Genomic DNA, 17,851 nt, shown 5'->3' on the forward strand with positions numbered 1-17,851 from the left:
TATTTATTTACTCTTTTGCCGATACATTGTACTAAACGAAGCATCATATAAATGGGAATAATTATAAGCAGCTCCTAAAAATTGTCCCACCATAATTAAAGCTGTTCTAGTGATTCCAGCTTTCTGAACCTTTTCGGTAATATCTTTAAGAGTCCCCTGAACTACTTTTTCCTCTGGCCAAGTGGCCTTATAAATGACAGCTGCTGGCGTATTTTGGGGATATCCTCCGGCTATCAATTGTTCAACTACACTTTGAATACCTTGAACTGAAAGGAAAATAACCATTGATGTTTGATGCTGCGCTAAAGCTGAAAGTGATTCTCTATCTGGAACTGGAGTATTCCCGGCCATTCGTGTAATAATTACACTTTGAGCAATTTCCGGGACTGTATATTCAACCCCCATACTCGAAGCAGCCCCTAAAAAAGAACTCACTCCAGGAATACAATTAAATTTAATATTTCGTTTTTTTAATTCTTCAATCTGTTCGCGAATAGATCCATATATCGAAAAATCACCCGTTTGTAAGCGTACAACTTCTTTATCGGCATGAATTGCTTTTTCCATACAATCGATAATTTCTGTTAAAGTCATATGCGCACTATTGTATTTTTGAGCGTCCTTCTTGCAATAATCTAAAAGCTCTTGATTAATCAGCGATCCTGCATAAATTACAACATCCGCTGCTTTTAATAATTTATAGCCTTTTAAAGTAATTAAATCAGTAGCCCCGGGTCCAGCCCCGACAAAATTTACCGTCGTCATTTTTATTCTCCTTTAATTGCATTCATAATAATTGTGGGATTATTAGGTTTAAAGTAGTGCCCTTTCCCTAATTGATGCCATTGAGACACAGCCACTTCAATGATTTCGCTTTTAGTAAATTGGAGTTCAGCTAATATTTTTTGGGCTTTTAAAGCATTTTCTAAAAGAATAAAATTTAAGACTAAACTGCCAGCACTATTTAAGTGTTCGCTAGCAAACCTCAGAATTGACTCCAGATTACTTCCGCTACCACCCACAAAAATAGCATCATAAATTTTATCAGGAATAGCCTCGGGGGCATTGCCAGCAATTAAATCAATATTTTTTATGCAAAATTTGGCCATATTTTGCTTAATAATTTCCAGACCTGAAGCATTACGTTCAATGGCCGTTACTTGCAAATCAGGAAAATCATGCGCCGCCTGAATGCTGATACTACCGGTACCAGCTCCAATATCCAAAAACGTTTTTTTATTTAGCAATTGTAATTTATCGATACTAACAGCTCTTACTTCCGACTTAGTCATTGGCACTTTATTCCGTAAAAAATCTTCATCACGCATTTGTAATAATCACCACGTTCATATCAAATTTTCGTTGTAACATATGTTCAGGATTACACTTAATTATTCGTTCATCGGGATAACTAAGATTTTCTCCCACATAAAGCCAGCGCTTTTGTTTTCTTTTACAAATCTCTGCCGCAATTTCTCGGGGACCAAAATATTGATCCGTAACCATGCCTATCTTTTCATGTTGCAAAACAAAATCAAAATTGGGTTTGCGGCCATGACTACTCGTCAAATAGCTATTATTCATGGAAATTCCTAATTGATGAAAACAATATTGGATAGAGCTGATCCCCGGAATAATTTTAACGGGTTGGTTAGTAATATTTGCTTTAATCCAACTTCCAATGCCGTAAAGAAGTGGATCACCTGAAGCTAAAATAACTATTCGTTTTTGCGAATTATCTAGTAAATAGATTTTTAACTCATTTAAGGCCGGTAGCAACTTGCTCTTATTTTGAATATCCTTATTTAAAGATGCTAATTGTCGTTGAGAGCCAATAACCACTTGTGCATTCTTTAGATAATTATCAAAATTAACTAAGTGTAAATCTCTGCTGCCAGGTCCAATTCCCAATACAATAATCACTGCCATTCTTCCTTAATCTTTGATAACGGCTTAGTAGCTGCTAAAAAGCCAATACTTTGAGAAAAGATAACCGCTTCTACTTGAACTTTAGGTTTACGATGAGCTAACAATTTCTCACAGCGCTGTTTGATTTTATCTACAATTATTTGGTAAACTTTTTGATATCCTGCTTGATTTATGAGATCTACCATAGAAATAGTAGTTAAAGAATTATAAATTTTGCGTAAAAAAGCTACCGGAATTCCACCCATCAAAGCTAAATTAGCTACCATAATTTCTGCGCGAGCATCAGCGTCCTTACTATGTGTAGAAAAAATCCCCGCAGAAACTTTAATTAATTTACCCAAATCACCCACCAACAGTACTTTTTCAAAACCTAAGCGTTGAACTTCTTTCAAAACATAACCGACAAAATTACTCATTTGTACTTGTTTTTCCAAGGGTAATCCTAATTTCTGACAGGCAAAATCTTCTCCATAATTACCTGGTGTTAAAATAATTTCCTTATCTCCTCGCTGACGATGAATATTCATTTCAATAGAAATAGAATTTTTCCAACTAGACTCAGACATTGGTGTAACAATGCCACTAGTTCCTAAAATTGAGATTCCTCCTACAATTCCTAGTTTGGGATTATAGGTTAATTTAGCAACTTCTTCTCCTGCTGGTGCGGAAATAATAATATCTACACCTAAATTAATTCCCAGTTCTTGACGAGCTGCTTGTTTAATAACTTTGCGTGGTGTGGGATTAATGGCAGCTGTGCCCGGTTTATTAGCTAAACCTTTTTGAGTAACTCGCCCAATTCCTCGACCACCATCTAAATGAATTTGGTTATCCTGGCTCCATGTAACATGGGAATAAATCAGTATTCCATCAGTCGCATCTTGATCATCGCCGCCGTCTTTTTTTACTGCACAGGACGCTGATTGTGAATTAAACTTTAAATCTACAACAGGAAACGTTGCTGCTTGGCCATTAGCTGCCAAAACTGTTATTTGGCTTAAAGCTTTCTGATTCTTTAAAGCTCGAATCGCTGCTACTGTAGCGGCTGTAGCTGTTGTCCCCGTTGTAAAACCTTTGCGCAACTTACGGCCATTATAGTAAACATAATTTTCTTCTGAACCGATATTATTAGTGGCGACCATATTCATCACCTAATTCTTGCAAATCAGTGTTGTAAATGATGGCATTTAATAAAGCTGCGGCCAGATTGCTGCCACCCTTACGCCCTAAAGCCACAATAGCTGGAATATTTGAGTCAAAAAGTGCTTGTTTACTTTCTGCTGCTTCTACAAAACCAACTGGCACCCCAATAACTGCCGCAATTTGCAATCTTTTTTGTTGAACCATTTCGATAATTTTATATAAGGCTGTAGGCGCATTGCCGACTATATAGATCTTTTCTTTAGGGTCATTAGCAGCTACTTCAATAGCAGCCATAGATCGGGTGATCTTGTTTGTTTGCGCTATTTGTCGAACCCGTGAATCATTTATTAAGCAGTGATAACCTACTTGTAAAGCATTTAAGCGGCGTTTATTAATGCCTGAGAGTGCCATTGTGGTGTCTGTATAAATAACTCCATGATTAAGCAAAACTTTCTGAATAACTTGTAACACGTGATGAGTAAATTTTAAATTATTTAAATAATCAAAGTCTGCCGTAGTATGAATTGCTCGTTTAATAACTGCTTCTTGTAAAGGATCTGTAAAATGATAATTAGGATCTATACGATCAATTTCTGCTTGAATAAGTTGAAAACTTTTATCTGTAATTTTTGCTGGTACAGTAAGATATTCCTTTTTTTTCATATAGGCCACTTCCATAAATAAATTAACCTTAAACCCGCTAAAATTATTAGAGCGATAATTGCCGTTACATAAAGCATAGTAATCGTTTTCTTGAGATGGTTAACATTAACCATAACTTGAAAATCATCCCCAATATAAGGCTTATTAACTAATTTTCCAAAATAATAATGCGGACCCCCTAGTTGTAAATGCAACATTCCCGCAACCACAGCTTCTGGAAAAGCACTATTGGGACTTAAATGTTTCTTACAATCGCGCTTACCAACCAACCAAGCCTCATGGACATCACCTTGTAAGATCCAACCACTAATAATTAGCAATAGCCAGGTAATGCGAGCTGGTAAATAATTTACAAGATCATCACATTTGGCAGCAAAGCGGCCAAAATCACGATATTTTTCATTGTTATAACCTATCATAGAATCTAAAGTATTAATTGATTTATAAATTATTCCCAAAGTGGGTCCTCCCAGCATCAAATAACACAAAGGGGCAATAACTCCATCACTAGTATTTTCTGCTACGGTTTCGATTGTTGCTTTTAAGATTTCTTCACGATTAAGATTTTTAGTATCTCGTCCCACAATCATCGCTAATTGCTGACGTGCTAAAGCCAAATCTTTTTTTTGCAATAGTTTAATAATCTTTCTAGCTTCAATTGCCAACTGCTGTGTTGAGATACAGGTATAACTAAAATAAGTTCCAACTAATAAATAAAGTAACTGGTTAAACCGACAGAGATAAAGGATAAAATATATAATTATTCCCGAAAGTCCTACTGTAATTATCCAAGTCATAAGCCCCAACCAACGCTTTTGGTGAGAAGAATAACCAGGATGATTAAATTTATTAGTTAAATAATAAATCAAACGTCCCATTACTTTAACAGGATGAGGCCAACTATGAGGATCTCCTAGCAGCAGGTCTAACCAAAAACCAGCCACTACCATTATCAAAATCTGCATTATCCGTGATCTCCTAAACTATTCAAAAAATGTTGGATAAATTGCTGACTTTGAAAAAAGTGTACATGCAAATAGCTAGCAAATGTTTTTTGTATCTGATAGCCACCCCACCAAGAATTTGTGATATGACCATCACGTACTTTGGTCATTTTTAAAACTGGTCGTAACTCCTGATTTTGATAATGAAAGACGGAATGGTGAAATTCATGTCCCACTACGCTTTGTCCTTTTAAGGCAATTAATGTATCTTGCTGCGCTTGAGCATAACAATAACCAAATCTTTTGAGGCGTGGTGTCATTTCACTATATCCCGGAAAAATACCAACCATGGGGTAATCCCTTTGTGTTGTTCTCAGAAATCTCCCCAAGTACATTAACCCTCCACATTCAGCATAAATAGGCCGGTTCTGTTGAGAAAAAGCCAAAATTTGTTGTTTTAAACTTTCGTTACGGGATAATTCTTGAGCAAATTCTTCAGGATATCCTCCACCAAAATATAGAGCATCAACTTTTGGTAGATGTTGATCTTTCATTGGACTAAAAGTTATTAATTCTATCCCTACTTTCCGAAGTAATTCCAAATTATCAGCATAATAAAAATTAAAAGCCAGATCTTGGGCAATACCCAACTTAAAGTGTTTTGTTGGCAACGACATTGTTAATGGAGTCACTTTAGATACAGGTTCAGCTAACTTTAAAAAAAGATTCAAATCTATATACTTTTGAACTAAGCTTGCCAAATGGTTAATTTTCTGATCAATATCGTCTAATTCATTGTCTGGAATTAAGCCCAATTGCCGTGATGGTAATGCAAGACTTTGATCAAAAGGTAAATATCCTAAAACTTTTATTGAAGAATAGCGCTCAATAGCACCTTTGACTAACTCATAGTGATTTTGACTCATTATATTATTTAAGATAACACCCTTAATCCGCACTTGCGGATCAAAATCTAGATAGCCTTTTATCATTGCGGCCGCTGAAGTTGAAGTGGCTTTGGCATTAATTACTAAAATCACCGGTAAGTCTAATTGCTTGGCAATACTTGCGGTTGAATAAGCATCTTTATCAGTTCCCAAGCCATCATATAAACCCATAACTCCTTCAACTAAGGCCAAATCTATTTTCTTATTATTTTTAGTAAATAAGTAAGCTAAAATTTTTTTATCCGGAACCAAAAAATTATCAAGATTCCTTGACTGAATGCCAGTAATTCGAGAATGAAATTTAGTATCAACGTAATCAGGGCCTACTTTATAAGGCTGTATCCGATATTTTTTACTTAAAGCAGCTAAAATTCCCAAAGTAATCGTTGTCTTACCGGAGCCGCTGGTTCCACCCGCAATTAATATTTTTTTCATTATTTACCTTTTTCCAAACATTGATGTAAACATTTTATAAGATACTTATTCTCAGCTGCATTGCGCAGAGCAACACGAAAATAATTGGGTCCTAAACCATAATAATCTTCACATTGTCTAATCATTATTTTATAATCTAATAATTTATTTTTTAGATTTAGTTGCGAACACTGAAATAGAAAAAAATTAGTAGTCGATGGATACACCTTTAATGCCGATAAAGATTTTAATTGCTGATACAATAACGGTTGTTGCTTGGTGAACCATTGATTAGTTTTTTGAATATAGTCTTTAGCCTGAAACATTTCGGCTCCAAACCTAGCGGCTAAAATATTAACTGACCAAGGTTCAATTTGGGCAACTAATAATTTTTGTAATTTAGGATTTTTGATTAAACAATAACCCAATCTCAATCCAGGTATCGCAAAGAACTTTGTCGCAGAATAAACAATAAAAACGTTATCATTAATATTTAAAAAAGGGCCATAGCTAGAATTTTTTATGCATACCAGATTAATAAAAGCTTCATCAAGAATAAGATACCGTTGATTTTGATTACAAAATACAACCAATTTTTTTAAATCAGCTATTGTAATAAGGTTACCCGTGGGATTATTAGGATTAGCTAAATAAATTGTTTTAATTTCAGAATGTAAGTGCAAATATGCAATTAAATCTGTCATTACTAATTGGAAATTATTTTCTTCACGCAAGCAATAGTGATGAACCTGTACATGGGCCCGCTTTAGCGCATGCTCGTATTCACTAAATGTCGGCGCCAACACTAGCCCATGTCCATAAGATAGAGCATTTGCAATCTCAAAAATTAACTGAACCGCACCATTTCCAACAAATACCGTTTGTAAATCTACCTTATGATATCTCGCAATCGCAGTCCTCAACTGAACATATTCTGGATCAGGATAGTATCTAATCTCTTTCAAAGATTCCAATAAAGTATCTTTTAACTCTGCCGGAACTCCCAGAGGATTAAGATTAGCACTAAAATCTAATAATTTATGACTAGGAACCTTCAATTGCCGAGAAATTTTATCTATATTTCCACCATGAATCAAATTAATGCGGCATCTCCTCCTTTTCTATCAATATTTATTAATAACATAGGATTGATTCGTTATAAAAACAATATTTTTATAAAAAATAAAATATTTATTTGTATTTTTGCTCAATATTTAACATAATATTCCACTAATAATCTCTCTATCTAATGTTAGTAACATGATAAGGTTATTATTAGAGCTCAAAAAAGTAATATTTTGTTCTAAAACATAAAAATAATTTAAAAATCTAAAAAAAATCTAAAAAATAGTATTTTTTTGTTCTCAAATATGAAATTTAGCACTATCAATTCAGCAGCAGATTAAATAATTTAATTGACCCCTTAAAATGCAAATAAAGGTCATTATTGTAATCGACTTTAATAATTAATTACTCAAGAGGAAATAACTATGAAGATATATACTAAAACAGGTGATTTGGGACAAACTAAAATTGTCGGTGGCAAAATTTTGCCTAAAAATAATATTCGCATTAAGGCATACGGAGGAATTGATGAACTAAATTCTTGGGTAGGTTATACTCGTTCATTGACAAATAAAACTACTAATGAACTTGACAAAGAATTAGAAGAAGTACAGCAATTATTATTTGACTGTGGTAAAGACTTAGCTACGTTGGACAGAGGTGAACAAAACAAATTCATTTTTAATCCCGATTCAATTAGCTGGTTAGAACAAAGTATAGACTCTAAGTCTCAACAACTACCTGCCATCAGTAAGTTTATTCTACCTGCTGGAAGTCAACTAGCCTCTGCCTTACAAGTAGCTCGTACAATTACCCGGCGTGTTGAAAGAGATGTTGTCGAATTAAAACAAAAAGAAAAAATAAATCCTAAGGTTTTAATTTTTATCAATCGCCTCTCAGATTACTTTTTTATCAACGCCAGATATGCAAACTATCTTCTCAAAAGTAAAGAGACATTCTATCGTAATAGTAAGAATGTCTTTAAATAGAATTTAATTATCCAAAGATTTTTTCTTGTTGACTAAAAATCTTATACAAATATAAATTAATAAAAATACCATACCTTCAAAATCAACGATCATTGCTGTTCGAGGCGTGTTATTGGCTAAATTCTTATTCAAATAATTAATCACGGCTGGTGAAACAAAACACCCCAGATTAACGGCTATTATAGTCATTGTAGTAGTAATGTTAGCTGCGGCAGTAGACACAATATTTCCCAGCCAGTCATACATATCAGGAACTGCTATTCCGAAACCGCTACCAGCTAAAAACACGCCTATAAAGACCCATAATAAATTGATACTATAGGCAACAACACCTATTCCGATAGTTTGCAGAAATATTCCTAATAATAGCGTTTTTTGGCGCAAATGTTTTTTCATCTTACCATAAATTATTCCTACCGGAATTCCCATGAGCGTGGTAACTCCGGAAATCATTGCTACTTGAGACATATTACCGATTTTTTCACTAAGCACTAATTGAGGTAATTTAAACGAAATTGGCAAGAAAAACAAATGTATGAAAAACATTAGTATGATAATCTCAATTACTGATGAATTAATTCTGAAATTTTTTAAATTGGAATTATGTGGAGCATTACTATTAGTAGCAGGAATCACTATGACAAGACCAAATATTATTAATATGGGTAAAGCACAAATATAAATCCAAAAAACAGAATGCCAGCCAAAATTTATTAAATAGCTCACAGTAAAAGAGAATATTGCTGCACCGATACTACTGGTAGCATTCTGTAATCCTAACATTGTATCTAATTCACTTTTTTGATAGAAACGATAAAGCAGACTAACTGCTAGGGAATTAAATAATCCAATTCCTAATCCTAAAAGAAAGCGCGATAACAAAAGAGGTCCATAAAAATTACAGTAAATTGGAAAAGTTCCAGCTATTAAGACCATCACTAGACCAATAATAACTGTACCTTTTATCTGCAAAATTCTGATTAAAAATTGATTGCCTAACAGACCCACAACAATACCTATATTAGGAATTGTAATTAGAGTTTCTACCGCTGTACGTGAAAAACCAGAAAAAAAGTTATACATCAAAGGTAAGGCTGCAGATACTTGTGAAGAACTCATTAACAATAAAGATAGCGAGAGTAAAGCTAGTTTGAATTTTGGATTATTGGGTTTGATATCTCTCATTAAACATCTCCAATGCATATAATAAAATCTTTTTAGTAATTATTAAGAACACCTACAAATAAAACAACAATAAATATTAGTTAAAAGGCCAAAAATCTGATCTCATTGAGCAGTTTCTTTAATACACTAATACTTTGAAAATCCTTATTTAACAGATAAAAATTTACTAAGTATGCTTAATAAAATCATAAAACTCCGTAACATTAGCAATCAAAAAATCTCGTGAGCTTTGATCGATCAATTCATCTTGATCATTAAACAGTTCTTGCACTTTACTCAACGTCACTTCATTGTTAAATACGCGCATACCAAGCATTCTTAGAACTTGTTGTAATTGCAAGTTAGCAATTAGACCGCCCCGATTTCCTGAAGAATCTGTAATAATCATAGTCGGTTTATCAATTAAAAGATCTTCAGTATCAGCTCCAGATAAAATATCAAGTGCGTTTTTCAAACCTCCAGGAATAGAATAATTATACTCAGGAGTAACAAATAACAAAGCATTAAATTTTCTAATAGCCAGTCGAAATGCCTGCCAATTGATGGGGCAATTAGTAACTTCTAAATCCGGATCATATAAAGATAATTGTCGATAATTTAATTCCATAAAAGCAATATTAGGAAAACTGTTCACAATAAATTGCGCTATTTTACGGCTATAAGATTTCTGACTTAAACTACCAATTAATATACCAATTTTCATCATGCCTACTTACCTCTCAAGGTTATTCGTTACTTTGACGATATTCTTAACTGCTTTATTCAAAATTTCAATATCCGCCTCTGCCGGCTCTAAATTAATTTTAATATTTTTAAATCCTTGAATTGCTCCCTGATGTTTAAAAACATCCGAAAACATATCTACCACTAAGTTATAATATTCACCATAAGATTTGTCACCCGAACCAGCAACGCCAAAAACTTTATTAGTGAGATCGGTCGTTTTTAAATCTTCATAAAAATCTCTACATTCTTCTGGCAAACTGCCTTCATCATAGGTATAAGCACAAACAATTAAAAGATCTGATTTAACAAAATCAAACACATCAGTTTGTGAGATCTCAGTTTCTGTTACCTGTATCTCAGGTCCATCTAATAACTCACTGATAATATCAGCAATTTCTTCATTATTGCCTGTAATCGTGGCAAAAACAACATGTGCCAAAATCATTTATTCAACACCCCATAACTAATTTCGAGTCAAAGAAAAAGGCGATCATAAAATACTAATTTAAAATTATTCTGCTTTCTATCAATTAAAAATTTGGTCAAACTTAAATTTCTAGGATTAAACTGAGCCGCTTTACAATTATCATTCCAATATATTGCAATAAAATTTTTTATAATCCAGCCATGCGTAACCAACAGAACCCGATTATTCGGAAAGCGGAAGGAAATTTCATTAACAAAACTTTTAATCCTCTGTTGTCCCTGCTCAAAAGACTCACCTTGACTGATAGACATCGAACTAGAAGAAACTTCTTGAGTTTTCAAATTAACATAATTACAATAATTATCAATTAAGTAACTCCAGCTTTTTCCATTCCATTTGCCATAGGACAATTCTCTTAAACGTTGATCTATTGTAAATGGTGCGCGATTATCACAAATAATCTCAGTCGTATCAAACGCTCTATTGAGAGGACTTGTATAAACCAGATCAATTCGATATCGACTTAATAATTTTTGTAGTTGTGTAATTTCAACTTTACTTTGAGGAGTTAAAAACGTTTTAGAATTTTCCAAAGTACCTTGAAGTAAATTTAATTTATTCGCATAAGTCAATCCATGACGTAATAAAAAAAGCGCTGTCATTAAAATCCTCTTCAACTTTATTAAATTAACACTATAATAACAGAACATTCAAGCTAGTATTTCAATAGATAGGGGCCTTCACTATGGATTTTATCAATTATCAATTTAACATAAAAGAAATTATTGAAAAAACTATCCAGTCATTCTCATCTATTACTGATATTATATTTATCAACCAAAAATTGGACATCCTATCAAATTCTACCGATATCAAGGCTTTCCAAGATCTTATCCGCTTGGAGCCTAATTTAAAAAATAAATATATTTATGCCTATCCCTTAATTTTTAATTATGGATTAGAGGGAATTTTCATATTATTTGATGAAGAAAAAATAGCAGCAGAGAATTTATATTTATATAGGGGTTACTTAGAAGTCGCTGTTAAAACTTTTCTCAAAGATCACAATCAAGAGGTTTTATTACTTAAGCCACTGTATATAAAAAATCTCCGCAAAATACTCAATTTTATCGTTGAATACCGCTTATTACAAAAAAATGACAACAATCACCCCAAAAATCCACATCACCTAAGTAATCAAAGTAATAATAATGATACTACTCTTGATATTATTAAGCTAGCACGGCAATATATTTTAGAAAATATCACAAACGAGTTATCTCTTAAAAAAGTAGCACAAACCCTCTACATCTCTCCTGATTACTTGAGCAGAATTTTTAAAGAACACCTGCACATTAATTTTATAGATTATATTAATATGAATAAAGTAGCGGTTGCTCAAAGAGAACTGTTATCAGATAATGCCCCCATAAAGTATTTATCCCAAAAATTAGGTTTTAGTCAATCCAGTTATTTTTCAAAAGTTTTTAAACAAAAAACTCATTTATCACCCTTACAATTTCGAAAGCAGAATTCCCGCATCAAAAAAATATACACTATACCCCGAGATTTAACTTGGAATCATCATATATCTGTATATGATATTTCTAAAAAATTTTTTGCAGACAATAACATTGATTTTAAAATACATAATATTAACGGTTACCCTTATGTTTATTCAATTAATTATTTAAAAAATAATCAAATTAACGGAGGCTGGATTTATACTGTGGACTTTCTTCAGCCGATAAAGACATCTAATGAAATTTTTGTTAATGATAAAACTATCATTCAATGGCTGTATACTGATAGAGCTCTTGAATAGGTATCGCAATCGTTCTATTTAGGTGGAATCTTTAAAGATAGGCCTTATCCAATGAAGTAAGATAAATTTTTTGGAGGTCAGATATTTCTTTGGTAGTAATTCCAACTTCGTTACACAGAAATTGACCCACGCCGCCATATTCATCATCAATAATATCTAGGGCTCGCTTTAAATAAGCTTCATGCACCACTGAAAGATCATAGATGGAACGAATAAAATTCTCATTTCCTCCGTTAGCCTTGGCCTCCATAATCCGCGCATATATCCGGTTAATGGACAATTTATTAGTTAATAGATAATCCTCATACACCACTTGCCGATCTACTCCTAAGGCCAATAAGACTAAAGCGCAAACTAATCCGGTGCGATCTTTGCCGGCACTGCAATGAATAATAACAGCTTCGTCTGTTTTATTCTCTAAAAGATATTTAAAAATTTCATAATAAGCTAATTGAGATTTTTTACTAATAACCAGTTGTTCATATGAATTAATCATTTCTATATAACCGCCCCGTGGGGTTTCAGAATAAAATTTTTGTAAAGCATTGATAAAGTTACCATCTTCTAAAACTGAATTATCAGAAAGAGGAATAATTAGATATTTAGTCTGCAATTGTAGACTATCCGGCCATTTTTCAATCTCCGAATAAGAACGTAAATCAATAATTGTTTTAATTCTATGATCACAAAAATAATTATGATCTGCAGAATCTAGTTTATTTAAGAGGCCTGATCTGATTAGTTTACACCATTTAACAATTCGGCCATCTTTAGTAGGATAGCCACCTAAGTCCCGAATATTATTAACATGTGGTGTCCTTTCGCCTTGATCTGCCAACAATAGCTTGTTCTCCCCCTTTTATATAATTTCTAAATATTGGCTTAATTCTTCTATCCCAATGTTGTTTTTTGCTGAAACCTTAAAAATTTTTTCTGCTCCTGCTGACTTTAATTGCTGCGCGGCCCAGTCAATGTCTTCTGGAGTATCACTCAAATCTATTTTTGTAACCACACCGATTTTTTCCTTTGTAAACATACTGCCAAAACCAGGCGCAAAGCTTTGCCGCTTATCAACTACGCTCTGTAAGAAAATCACTACATCAGAGTCTACCGAAGTGGTCATTAAAGCGCTGTATAAATTTCTATGCTCCATAAATTCACCCGGAGTATCAATTAAATTTTTATTTTGGTAGTATTGAATTACTTGCGTTTTATTATAGGTGATCGCTTTTCCTTGTAACCTCTGACATAAGGTTGTCTTCCCACAACCAATGGCCCCAATAAAAATCGGTTTTTTCAAAGAAACATCTCCTTATAAAATTTAATACCCCCGCATATTATTTAACTATCACACATTGCAATTCCTAAGGGAGTTACAAATTGCGGATAAAGGGGCTTTATTGCTGGTATTCCTAGTATCTTACTAAAAGTAGGAATAAAATCTTTAAAATTGATGGCTCCCCCAACTATAATTACCGGTTCATATATTTTATCTTTCATTACATTCTTAGTGATTATAGCCATTTTCTCTACAACGGGTTGAATAATGTGAAAAATCTCATCTTCATTTTTATGTTCACGCTTGATTACTTCCGCTTTATCTGAATTAATCTGATATGCTCCCGCAATAACCAAAGTCATATGAATCCCGCCGGTAGGCTCATCTATAATTTGAACCAATTTATTATTATTAAAAACACTAATCCCCGTTGTACCGCCACCAATATCGACCACTGTACCAGTTTTTATCTGAAGAAATTTAGCTGCTGCTGTGGGCTCTGCTACAACTTGCCGACAGCTAAAACCTGCAGCTTCAATCACGTTAGTCACTACTTTACTGCCACTACCACTATCTACATCCGGTGGAATAGCACCACAGGCAGTTATTAACGGCCTTTCTAAAACTTGTTCGGCCTGCTGCTTTAGATTTTTTAGAATTTTTACTGAGTCCATAAAATCAACAATTATTCCATCGCGAATGGCATTATCATACTCAAAAGTACAATAGAGAGGCTCATTTTGACTATCCAAAACCGTTAAAACAATTGAAGAGGTTCCTAAATCAACTCCGACCCGTAAAGGCTCATCCTTATTCGGCTTTCTTACGGATCGATTTTTATTAACGACTTTAATTAATTGCTGTAACTTCTTATTGGGGCCATTTAAAATATTTTTTTGTTTATAATTCATTACTATTCTCCATTTATTATGATTCTCTTCTATCAATCATTACATATTTAAGCCAATTAAGTAGATTTTCAGATGAAAAACATAAAAAGAAGTCACTTTAGCAGAGAAAAGACGCAAAGCTTAACTACTGACAATAGTTATCACTGAGCGCCTACTAGATAATAAACAATATTACTTACTTTACGTTCTTGTAATATCACAAATAGTAAAGTCCAAAATATCTTTTAATTTGATAACTACTTGTTTTAATGCAGCTTCAACTTCCGAAACCTCACCACTTACAACAACTGAGCCGCTAAAACGATCAATAAACTCTAATTCCACGTTCCCAGACTTAGTAGCAATGTCACTAGCAATCATTGAAGCTTCACTAGGCGTTATTGTTAAAATACCTAATGCTGAATTATGAGAACTCAAACCTAATTTTGTAAAAATATTCTTATCAGGATTGGCAATAATGTGTGCTAAAGTTATTTGTTTACCTGGAACGTATTCTTGAATCATTCTTTCTGGTTCAGTTCTACGAGCATGTTTATTATCTGACATTAGACATACTTCCTTCTATTTAAAGAAAATAATTAAGATTGATTAGCCCAATCAGCTGGATAAGTAATATATATAAATCGTGCCTCCGTAGGGGCAGAGAACTTAATTTTACTACCCTTGGGAATTAAAATGGACTGTCCCGGTTCTGCAGTAACTGTACCTTGAGAGCCAATAACACTCAGTGTTCCTGCGATAACATAGTCAAATTCGTCATAATTTAACTGCCAATCAAAAGTACTGGCTTTCATCACCATTAATCCCGCTCCCAAACGTGGGCTTTGTTTTAAATCAAAAAAGTCCTTAGTATACACATGATCATTGGCATTACCGGTATCCATTCTATCCTGCTCACTTACTTCTAAATCGGGGATATCTACCATCATTAAACCGTCTGCTGTGGAAGTCTTATAGGCCCCTAATTTTTCAGTCAAAATTTGCCTAACAATTTTTTCAACTTCTTCGCGCTCGATATTCATAGGTTTTCCTCACTTTCAATTAACCTTCTTGAGAATTCTTTTTCAAAACACGATCAGCCATAAACATAGCCACAGCAATAGCAGTAATACCAGCAACAAGTTTACTAATGATCATCGGAAATATCATTTGTTTAGCCACACCAGCAACAAAGCCTAAATGATCTCCGAAAACAAAGGCTGCAGATACTGCAAAGGCTACATTAATAATTTTGCCGCGATCATCCATATCTTTCATCATTTCAAACATCGGAATATTATTGGCCAAAGTTGCTACTAGTCCTGCAGCTGCTGTTTCGTTCATTCCTAATAACTTTCCTAATTTTAACAAGGGTTTTTTAAAGACTTTTGTTATTACAAAAACTAAAGTAAAAGCACCAGCTAAAGTCATCGCAATACTTCCCACTGTTTGAATAGCCCCTTTAACATTACCAATACCAGGAATAATTTTGACACCAATCATCGATTGAACAGCACCTAAAGCCAAACCAAAGGTTCCAATGATGACAATTGCTTGACCAAAAACAGAGAATCCTTTAATCATTGCCTCTGGTTTAAACCAAAGACCCAAGGCTATTAATACCGCAAATAATATAATCGGAATTAAATTCATCAAAACTGACATTAAAGGCATACCCATCATAAGACCCCCGACAAAACAACCAATTGGTATTGTAATCATGCCGGATAAAACTCCTGTAGCCAAAAAGCGGTGATCTTTTTTATCTATAATCCCTAGTGCGACTGGTATGGAGAATACAATGGTAGGTCCCATCATTGATCCTAGAATAACACCTGCAAATAATCCAGCTTGTGTATTTATGGCCATTTGCTGTGCTAGTTGAAAGCCTCCCATATCAATAGCAATTAAGCTTGTGGCAAACATCGAAGGATCAGCCCCCAAGGCCCGATAAAGTGGAACAATTAAAGGTGACAAAATCTTTGCTAAAATGGGTGCTAACACAATAATCCCTACCATGGACATAGCTAAGGACCCCATCGACATAATTCCTTCTTCAAATTTGGCTCCTAAGCCAAACTTGTCTCCTAGCATTTTATCTAAGGCACCTAAAGCCATAAAAAATACCATGATATACATAATTATTTCATTTATTCCCATTAGTAGCCCTCCTTTCTAAACTAAACAAACACTCTTATAACCTCAAATCTTTACTACGAGCCCAATCCTTGGCTAAATCTGTCATTTTTTCATTATCTTGCAACAATTGTTGATGATTTTTCAATCTTTCCTGCAATTTAGTCAGTGTGACGTATTTATATTTAGTATTTACAACCTTATTAGTCTTACTTAAAGCTTGCAGGTGCAAATTAAAAGAACTGTTATCATAAATAAAATGAATGTTATAATGTTCTAATTTTTGAAGAGCATCTTGGATTTCTTTCCAAACACCATATCTAGTTTGTCTTTGATATTCTATGATTTGAGGTTTTTTACTAAAAATCCAAACAGGTTTGTCTTGAAGCAAAAAGTCTAATACTTGATCAGTTAACTCATCTGTACTTATCAAATGTGCAAGTGTTACTATTTGCTTAGTTGTTATCTTACTAAGACAAAGCAGGGCAGCATTGCTACCCTGCTTTTTTTCATATATAAGCTCATAATTTTGGGAAAGCACATCAATGTATGAGGCAGGATAATATTTCAGCGGATCTCTTAAAATTATATGGGGTTTAAACTGGCCAAGCTGTTCCATAACCCTATTGGTAACTACTTGAACTAATTGTTCTATTTCGTCAGATTTCATATACAAGACACCTACTTTTTATAAAGAGTTCCACGCATGCCCTTCACAAAACCGCAAGCATTAGCCTCATCAAAATCAATATGCATTCTTGTAGCAAATTTCTCACTAACGCGAATAACCACATCATTAAATATCACGGAACGCTTCCCACTAGTTTTTACACTGACAATATCATTATTCTGAACACCAAAAATTTTAGCATCTTCTGGTGTGATATGAATATGTCTTTGGGCAATGATAACACCACTATTTAAGTTAACACTATTATTTCCATTAATTAATGTGATTCCCGGAGTCTGGTCTAAATGGCCACTTTCTCTAATAGGAGGATCAACGCCCAAGCTCAAAGCATCTGTAATTGATAATTCAACTTGTGAGTGCTCTCTAGCAGGTCCTAAAACTGAAACATTATTAATCTGCCCTTTAGGGCCTTTAAGAATCACTTTCTCTTTGCTAACATATTGACCCGGTTGTGATAGAGGTCGAACTGGTGTCAATTTATAATTAAAACCAAATAACTGAGCAATAGTATCATTTGATAAATGAACGTGACGAGCAGATGCTTCAATTTCAAATGACATTCGCTTTTTCAATTCAGTAATAACATCATCTACAATAT

22 protein-coding genes are annotated in these 17,851 nt (G+C 33.8%); 2 read left to right on the forward strand and 20 right to left on the reverse strand.

Annotated features, from left to right (window positions below):
- Window positions 1-3: 3 nt before the first annotated feature.
- Genes JG29_RS07160 through JG29_RS07195 form a run of 8 tightly spaced genes read right to left on the reverse strand, consistent with a single transcriptional unit; the run spans window position 4 to window position 7,137 of the window.
- Window positions 4-765 (reverse strand): cobalt-precorrin-4 methyltransferase, encoded by a 762-nt coding sequence (locus JG29_RS07160; protein WP_045923265.1) that lies wholly within the window; start codon window positions 763-765, stop codon window positions 4-6.
- A gap of 2 nt (window positions 766-767) precedes the next feature.
- Complete coding sequence (locus tag JG29_RS07165) at window positions 768-1,328, reverse strand: decarboxylating cobalt-precorrin-6B (C(15))-methyltransferase (protein WP_045923266.1); 561 nt, start codon at window positions 1,326-1,328, stop codon at window positions 768-770.
- The gene (locus JG29_RS07170; RefSeq protein ID WP_045923267.1) at window positions 1,321-1,923 is read right to left on the reverse strand and encodes a cobalt-precorrin-7 (C(5))-methyltransferase; all 603 of its coding nucleotides are present in this window, start codon (window positions 1,921-1,923) and stop codon (window positions 1,321-1,323) included. The genes JG29_RS07165 and JG29_RS07170 overlap by 8 nt, the downstream gene beginning before the upstream one ends.
- Window positions 1,920-3,077, reverse strand: coding sequence for a cobalt-precorrin-5B (C(1))-methyltransferase CbiD (gene cbiD, locus JG29_RS07175; RefSeq protein WP_156961645.1), 1,158 nt, complete (start codon window positions 3,075-3,077; stop codon window positions 1,920-1,922). Before cbiD ends, JG29_RS07170 begins: the two co-directional genes overlap by 4 nt.
- The gene (locus JG29_RS07180; RefSeq protein WP_045923269.1) at window positions 3,058-3,735 is read right to left on the reverse strand and encodes a cobalt-precorrin-8 methylmutase; all 678 of its coding nucleotides are present in this window, start codon (window positions 3,733-3,735) and stop codon (window positions 3,058-3,060) included. Before JG29_RS07180 ends, cbiD begins: the two co-directional genes overlap by 20 nt.
- Window positions 3,732-4,700, reverse strand: coding sequence for an adenosylcobinamide-phosphate synthase CbiB (gene cbiB / locus JG29_RS07185; RefSeq protein ID WP_045923270.1), 969 nt, complete (start codon window positions 4,698-4,700; stop codon window positions 3,732-3,734). The genes JG29_RS07180 and cbiB overlap by 4 nt, the downstream gene beginning before the upstream one ends.
- Complete coding sequence (locus JG29_RS07190; protein WP_045923271.1) at window positions 4,700-6,061, reverse strand: cobyrinic acid a,c-diamide synthase CobB; 1,362 nt, start codon at window positions 6,059-6,061, stop codon at window positions 4,700-4,702. The genes cbiB and JG29_RS07190 overlap by 1 nt, the downstream gene beginning before the upstream one ends.
- Window positions 6,061-7,137 (reverse strand): pyridoxal phosphate-dependent aminotransferase, encoded by a 1,077-nt coding sequence (locus tag JG29_RS07195; RefSeq protein ID WP_052696331.1) that lies wholly within the window; start codon window positions 7,135-7,137, stop codon window positions 6,061-6,063. The genes JG29_RS07190 and JG29_RS07195 overlap by 1 nt, the downstream gene beginning before the upstream one ends.
- 393 nt (window positions 7,138-7,530) lie before the next feature.
- Here JG29_RS07195 and JG29_RS07200 point away from each other — a divergent pair, with 393 nt between their 5' ends.
- Window positions 7,531-8,094, forward strand: coding sequence for a cob(I)yrinic acid a,c-diamide adenosyltransferase (locus JG29_RS07200; protein ID WP_045923273.1), 564 nt, complete (start codon window positions 7,531-7,533; stop codon window positions 8,092-8,094).
- 3 nt (window positions 8,095-8,097) lie between these two features.
- On the opposite strand, the gene JG29_RS07205 is transcribed toward JG29_RS07200, so the two are convergent.
- From JG29_RS07205 to JG29_RS07220, 4 genes are all read right to left on the reverse strand, one after another.
- Window positions 8,098-9,279, reverse strand: a complete 1,182-nt coding sequence (locus JG29_RS07205) for an MFS transporter (RefSeq protein WP_045923274.1) — start codon at window positions 9,277-9,279, stop codon at window positions 8,098-8,100.
- Window positions 9,280-9,445: 166 nt separating this feature from the next.
- Entirely contained in the window at window positions 9,446-9,985 is a 540-nt protein-coding gene (locus tag JG29_RS07210; RefSeq protein ID WP_052696332.1) for an NADPH-dependent FMN reductase, read from the reverse strand.
- Window positions 9,986-9,991: 6 nt separating this feature from the next.
- On the reverse strand, window positions 9,992-10,450 hold the full coding sequence (locus JG29_RS07215; RefSeq protein WP_045923275.1) for a flavodoxin domain-containing protein: 459 nt from the start codon (window positions 10,448-10,450) through the stop codon (window positions 9,992-9,994).
- Window positions 10,451-10,479: 29 nt separating this feature from the next.
- Complete coding sequence (locus JG29_RS07220; RefSeq protein ID WP_045923276.1) at window positions 10,480-11,094, reverse strand: histidine phosphatase family protein; 615 nt, start codon at window positions 11,092-11,094, stop codon at window positions 10,480-10,482.
- An 83-nt stretch (window positions 11,095-11,177) separates the two neighbouring features.
- Here JG29_RS07220 and JG29_RS07225 point away from each other — a divergent pair, with 83 nt between their 5' ends.
- Window positions 11,178-12,257 (forward strand): helix-turn-helix domain-containing protein, encoded by a 1,080-nt coding sequence (locus tag JG29_RS07225; RefSeq protein WP_045923277.1) that lies wholly within the window; start codon window positions 11,178-11,180, stop codon window positions 12,255-12,257.
- Between the two features lie 31 nt (window positions 12,258-12,288).
- Here the strand turns inward: JG29_RS07225 and JG29_RS07230 are convergent, their stop codons facing one another.
- The 8 genes from JG29_RS07230 to pduL all read right to left on the reverse strand — a co-directional run bounded on the left by JG29_RS07230 (window position 12,289) and on the right by pduL (window position 17,813).
- Complete coding sequence (locus tag JG29_RS07230) at window positions 12,289-13,098, reverse strand: tyrosine-protein phosphatase (protein WP_052696333.1); 810 nt, start codon at window positions 13,096-13,098, stop codon at window positions 12,289-12,291.
- A gap of 18 nt (window positions 13,099-13,116) precedes the next feature.
- Window positions 13,117-13,557, reverse strand: a complete 441-nt coding sequence (locus JG29_RS07235; protein ID WP_045923278.1) for a EutP/PduV family microcompartment system protein — start codon at window positions 13,555-13,557, stop codon at window positions 13,117-13,119.
- A gap of 41 nt (window positions 13,558-13,598) precedes the next feature.
- Entirely contained in the window at window positions 13,599-14,447 is an 849-nt protein-coding gene (eutJ, locus tag JG29_RS07240) for an ethanolamine utilization protein EutJ (protein ID WP_045923279.1), read from the reverse strand.
- A gap of 180 nt (window positions 14,448-14,627) precedes the next feature.
- On the reverse strand, window positions 14,628-14,951 hold the full coding sequence (locus JG29_RS07245) for a BMC domain-containing protein (protein ID WP_198139905.1): 324 nt from the start codon (window positions 14,949-14,951) through the stop codon (window positions 14,628-14,630).
- 74 nt (window positions 14,952-15,025) lie between these two features.
- The gene (locus tag JG29_RS07250) at window positions 15,026-15,469 is read right to left on the reverse strand and encodes a cupin domain-containing protein (RefSeq protein WP_045923281.1); all 444 of its coding nucleotides are present in this window, start codon (window positions 15,467-15,469) and stop codon (window positions 15,026-15,028) included.
- Between the two features lie 19 nt (window positions 15,470-15,488).
- On the reverse strand, window positions 15,489-16,586 hold the full coding sequence (gene eutH, locus JG29_RS07255) for an ethanolamine utilization protein EutH (RefSeq protein ID WP_045923282.1): 1,098 nt from the start codon (window positions 16,584-16,586) through the stop codon (window positions 15,489-15,491).
- Window positions 16,587-16,620: 34 nt separating this feature from the next.
- Window positions 16,621-17,232: a hypothetical protein gene (locus tag JG29_RS07260; RefSeq protein WP_045923283.1), complete on the reverse strand. Its 612-nt coding sequence runs from the start codon at window positions 17,230-17,232 to the stop codon at window positions 16,621-16,623.
- 11 nt (window positions 17,233-17,243) lie between these two features.
- The gene (gene pduL, locus JG29_RS07265) at window positions 17,244-17,813 is read right to left on the reverse strand and encodes a phosphate propanoyltransferase (RefSeq protein WP_045923284.1); all 570 of its coding nucleotides are present in this window, start codon (window positions 17,811-17,813) and stop codon (window positions 17,244-17,246) included.
- Window positions 17,814-17,851 lie beyond the last annotated feature (38 nt).

The sequence above is a fragment of the Bombilactobacillus mellis genome (assembly GCF_000967245.1).
In the GTDB taxonomy this organism is placed as follows: domain Bacteria; phylum Bacillota; class Bacilli; order Lactobacillales; family Lactobacillaceae; genus Bombilactobacillus; species Bombilactobacillus mellis.

Excerpts from the sequence above, each read along its gene's own strand:
- JG29_RS07215 (WP_045923275.1), bottom strand. The coding sequence starts at position 10,450 with ATGATTTTGGCACATGTTGTTTTTGCCACGATTACAGGCAATAATGAA.
- cbiB (WP_045923270.1), bottom strand. The coding sequence starts at position 4,700 with ATGCAGATTTTGATAATGGTAGTGGCTGGTTTTTGGTTAGACCTGCTG.
- cbiD (WP_156961645.1), bottom strand. The coding sequence starts at position 3,077 with ATGAATATGGTCGCCACTAATAATATCGGTTCAGAAGAAAATTATGTT.
- eutJ (WP_045923279.1), bottom strand. The coding sequence starts at position 14,447 with ATGAATTATAAACAAAAAAATATTTTAAATGGCCCCAATAAGAAGTTA.
- JG29_RS07210 (WP_052696332.1), bottom strand. The coding sequence starts at position 9,985 with ATGATGAAAATTGGTATATTAATTGGTAGTTTAAGTCAGAAATCTTAT.
- JG29_RS07165 (WP_045923266.1), bottom strand. The coding sequence starts at position 1,328 with ATGCGTGATGAAGATTTTTTACGGAATAAAGTGCCAATGACTAAGTCG.
- JG29_RS07250 (WP_045923281.1), bottom strand. The coding sequence starts at position 15,469 with ATGAATATCGAGCGCGAAGAAGTTGAAAAAATTGTTAGGCAAATTTTG.
- JG29_RS07260 (WP_045923283.1), bottom strand. The coding sequence starts at position 17,232 with ATGAAATCTGACGAAATAGAACAATTAGTTCAAGTAGTTACCAATAGG.
- JG29_RS07160 (WP_045923265.1), bottom strand. The coding sequence starts at position 765 with ATGACGACGGTAAATTTTGTCGGGGCTGGACCCGGGGCTACTGATTTA.
- JG29_RS07200 (WP_045923273.1), top strand. The coding sequence starts at position 7,531 with ATGAAGATATATACTAAAACAGGTGATTTGGGACAAACTAAAATTGTC.
- JG29_RS07190 (WP_045923271.1), bottom strand. The coding sequence starts at position 6,061 with ATGAAAAAAATATTAATTGCGGGTGGAACCAGCGGCTCCGGTAAGACA.
- pduL (WP_045923284.1), bottom strand. The coding sequence starts at position 17,813 with ATGTCATTTGAAATTGAAGCATCTGCTCGTCACGTTCATTTATCAAAT.
- JG29_RS07180 (WP_045923269.1), bottom strand. The coding sequence starts at position 3,735 with ATGAAAAAAAAGGAATATCTTACTGTACCAGCAAAAATTACAGATAAA.
- JG29_RS07245 (WP_198139905.1), bottom strand. The coding sequence starts at position 14,951 with ATGATTCAAGAATACGTTCCAGGTAAACAAATAACTTTAGCACACATT.
- eutH (WP_045923282.1), bottom strand. The coding sequence starts at position 16,586 with ATGGGAATAAATGAAATAATTATGTATATCATGGTATTTTTTATGGCT.
- JG29_RS07225 (WP_045923277.1), top strand. The coding sequence starts at position 11,178 with ATGGATTTTATCAATTATCAATTTAACATAAAAGAAATTATTGAAAAA.
- JG29_RS07220 (WP_045923276.1), bottom strand. The coding sequence starts at position 11,094 with ATGACAGCGCTTTTTTTATTACGTCATGGATTGACTTATGCGAATAAA.
- JG29_RS07205 (WP_045923274.1), bottom strand. The coding sequence starts at position 9,279 with ATGAGAGATATCAAACCCAATAATCCAAAATTCAAACTAGCTTTACTC.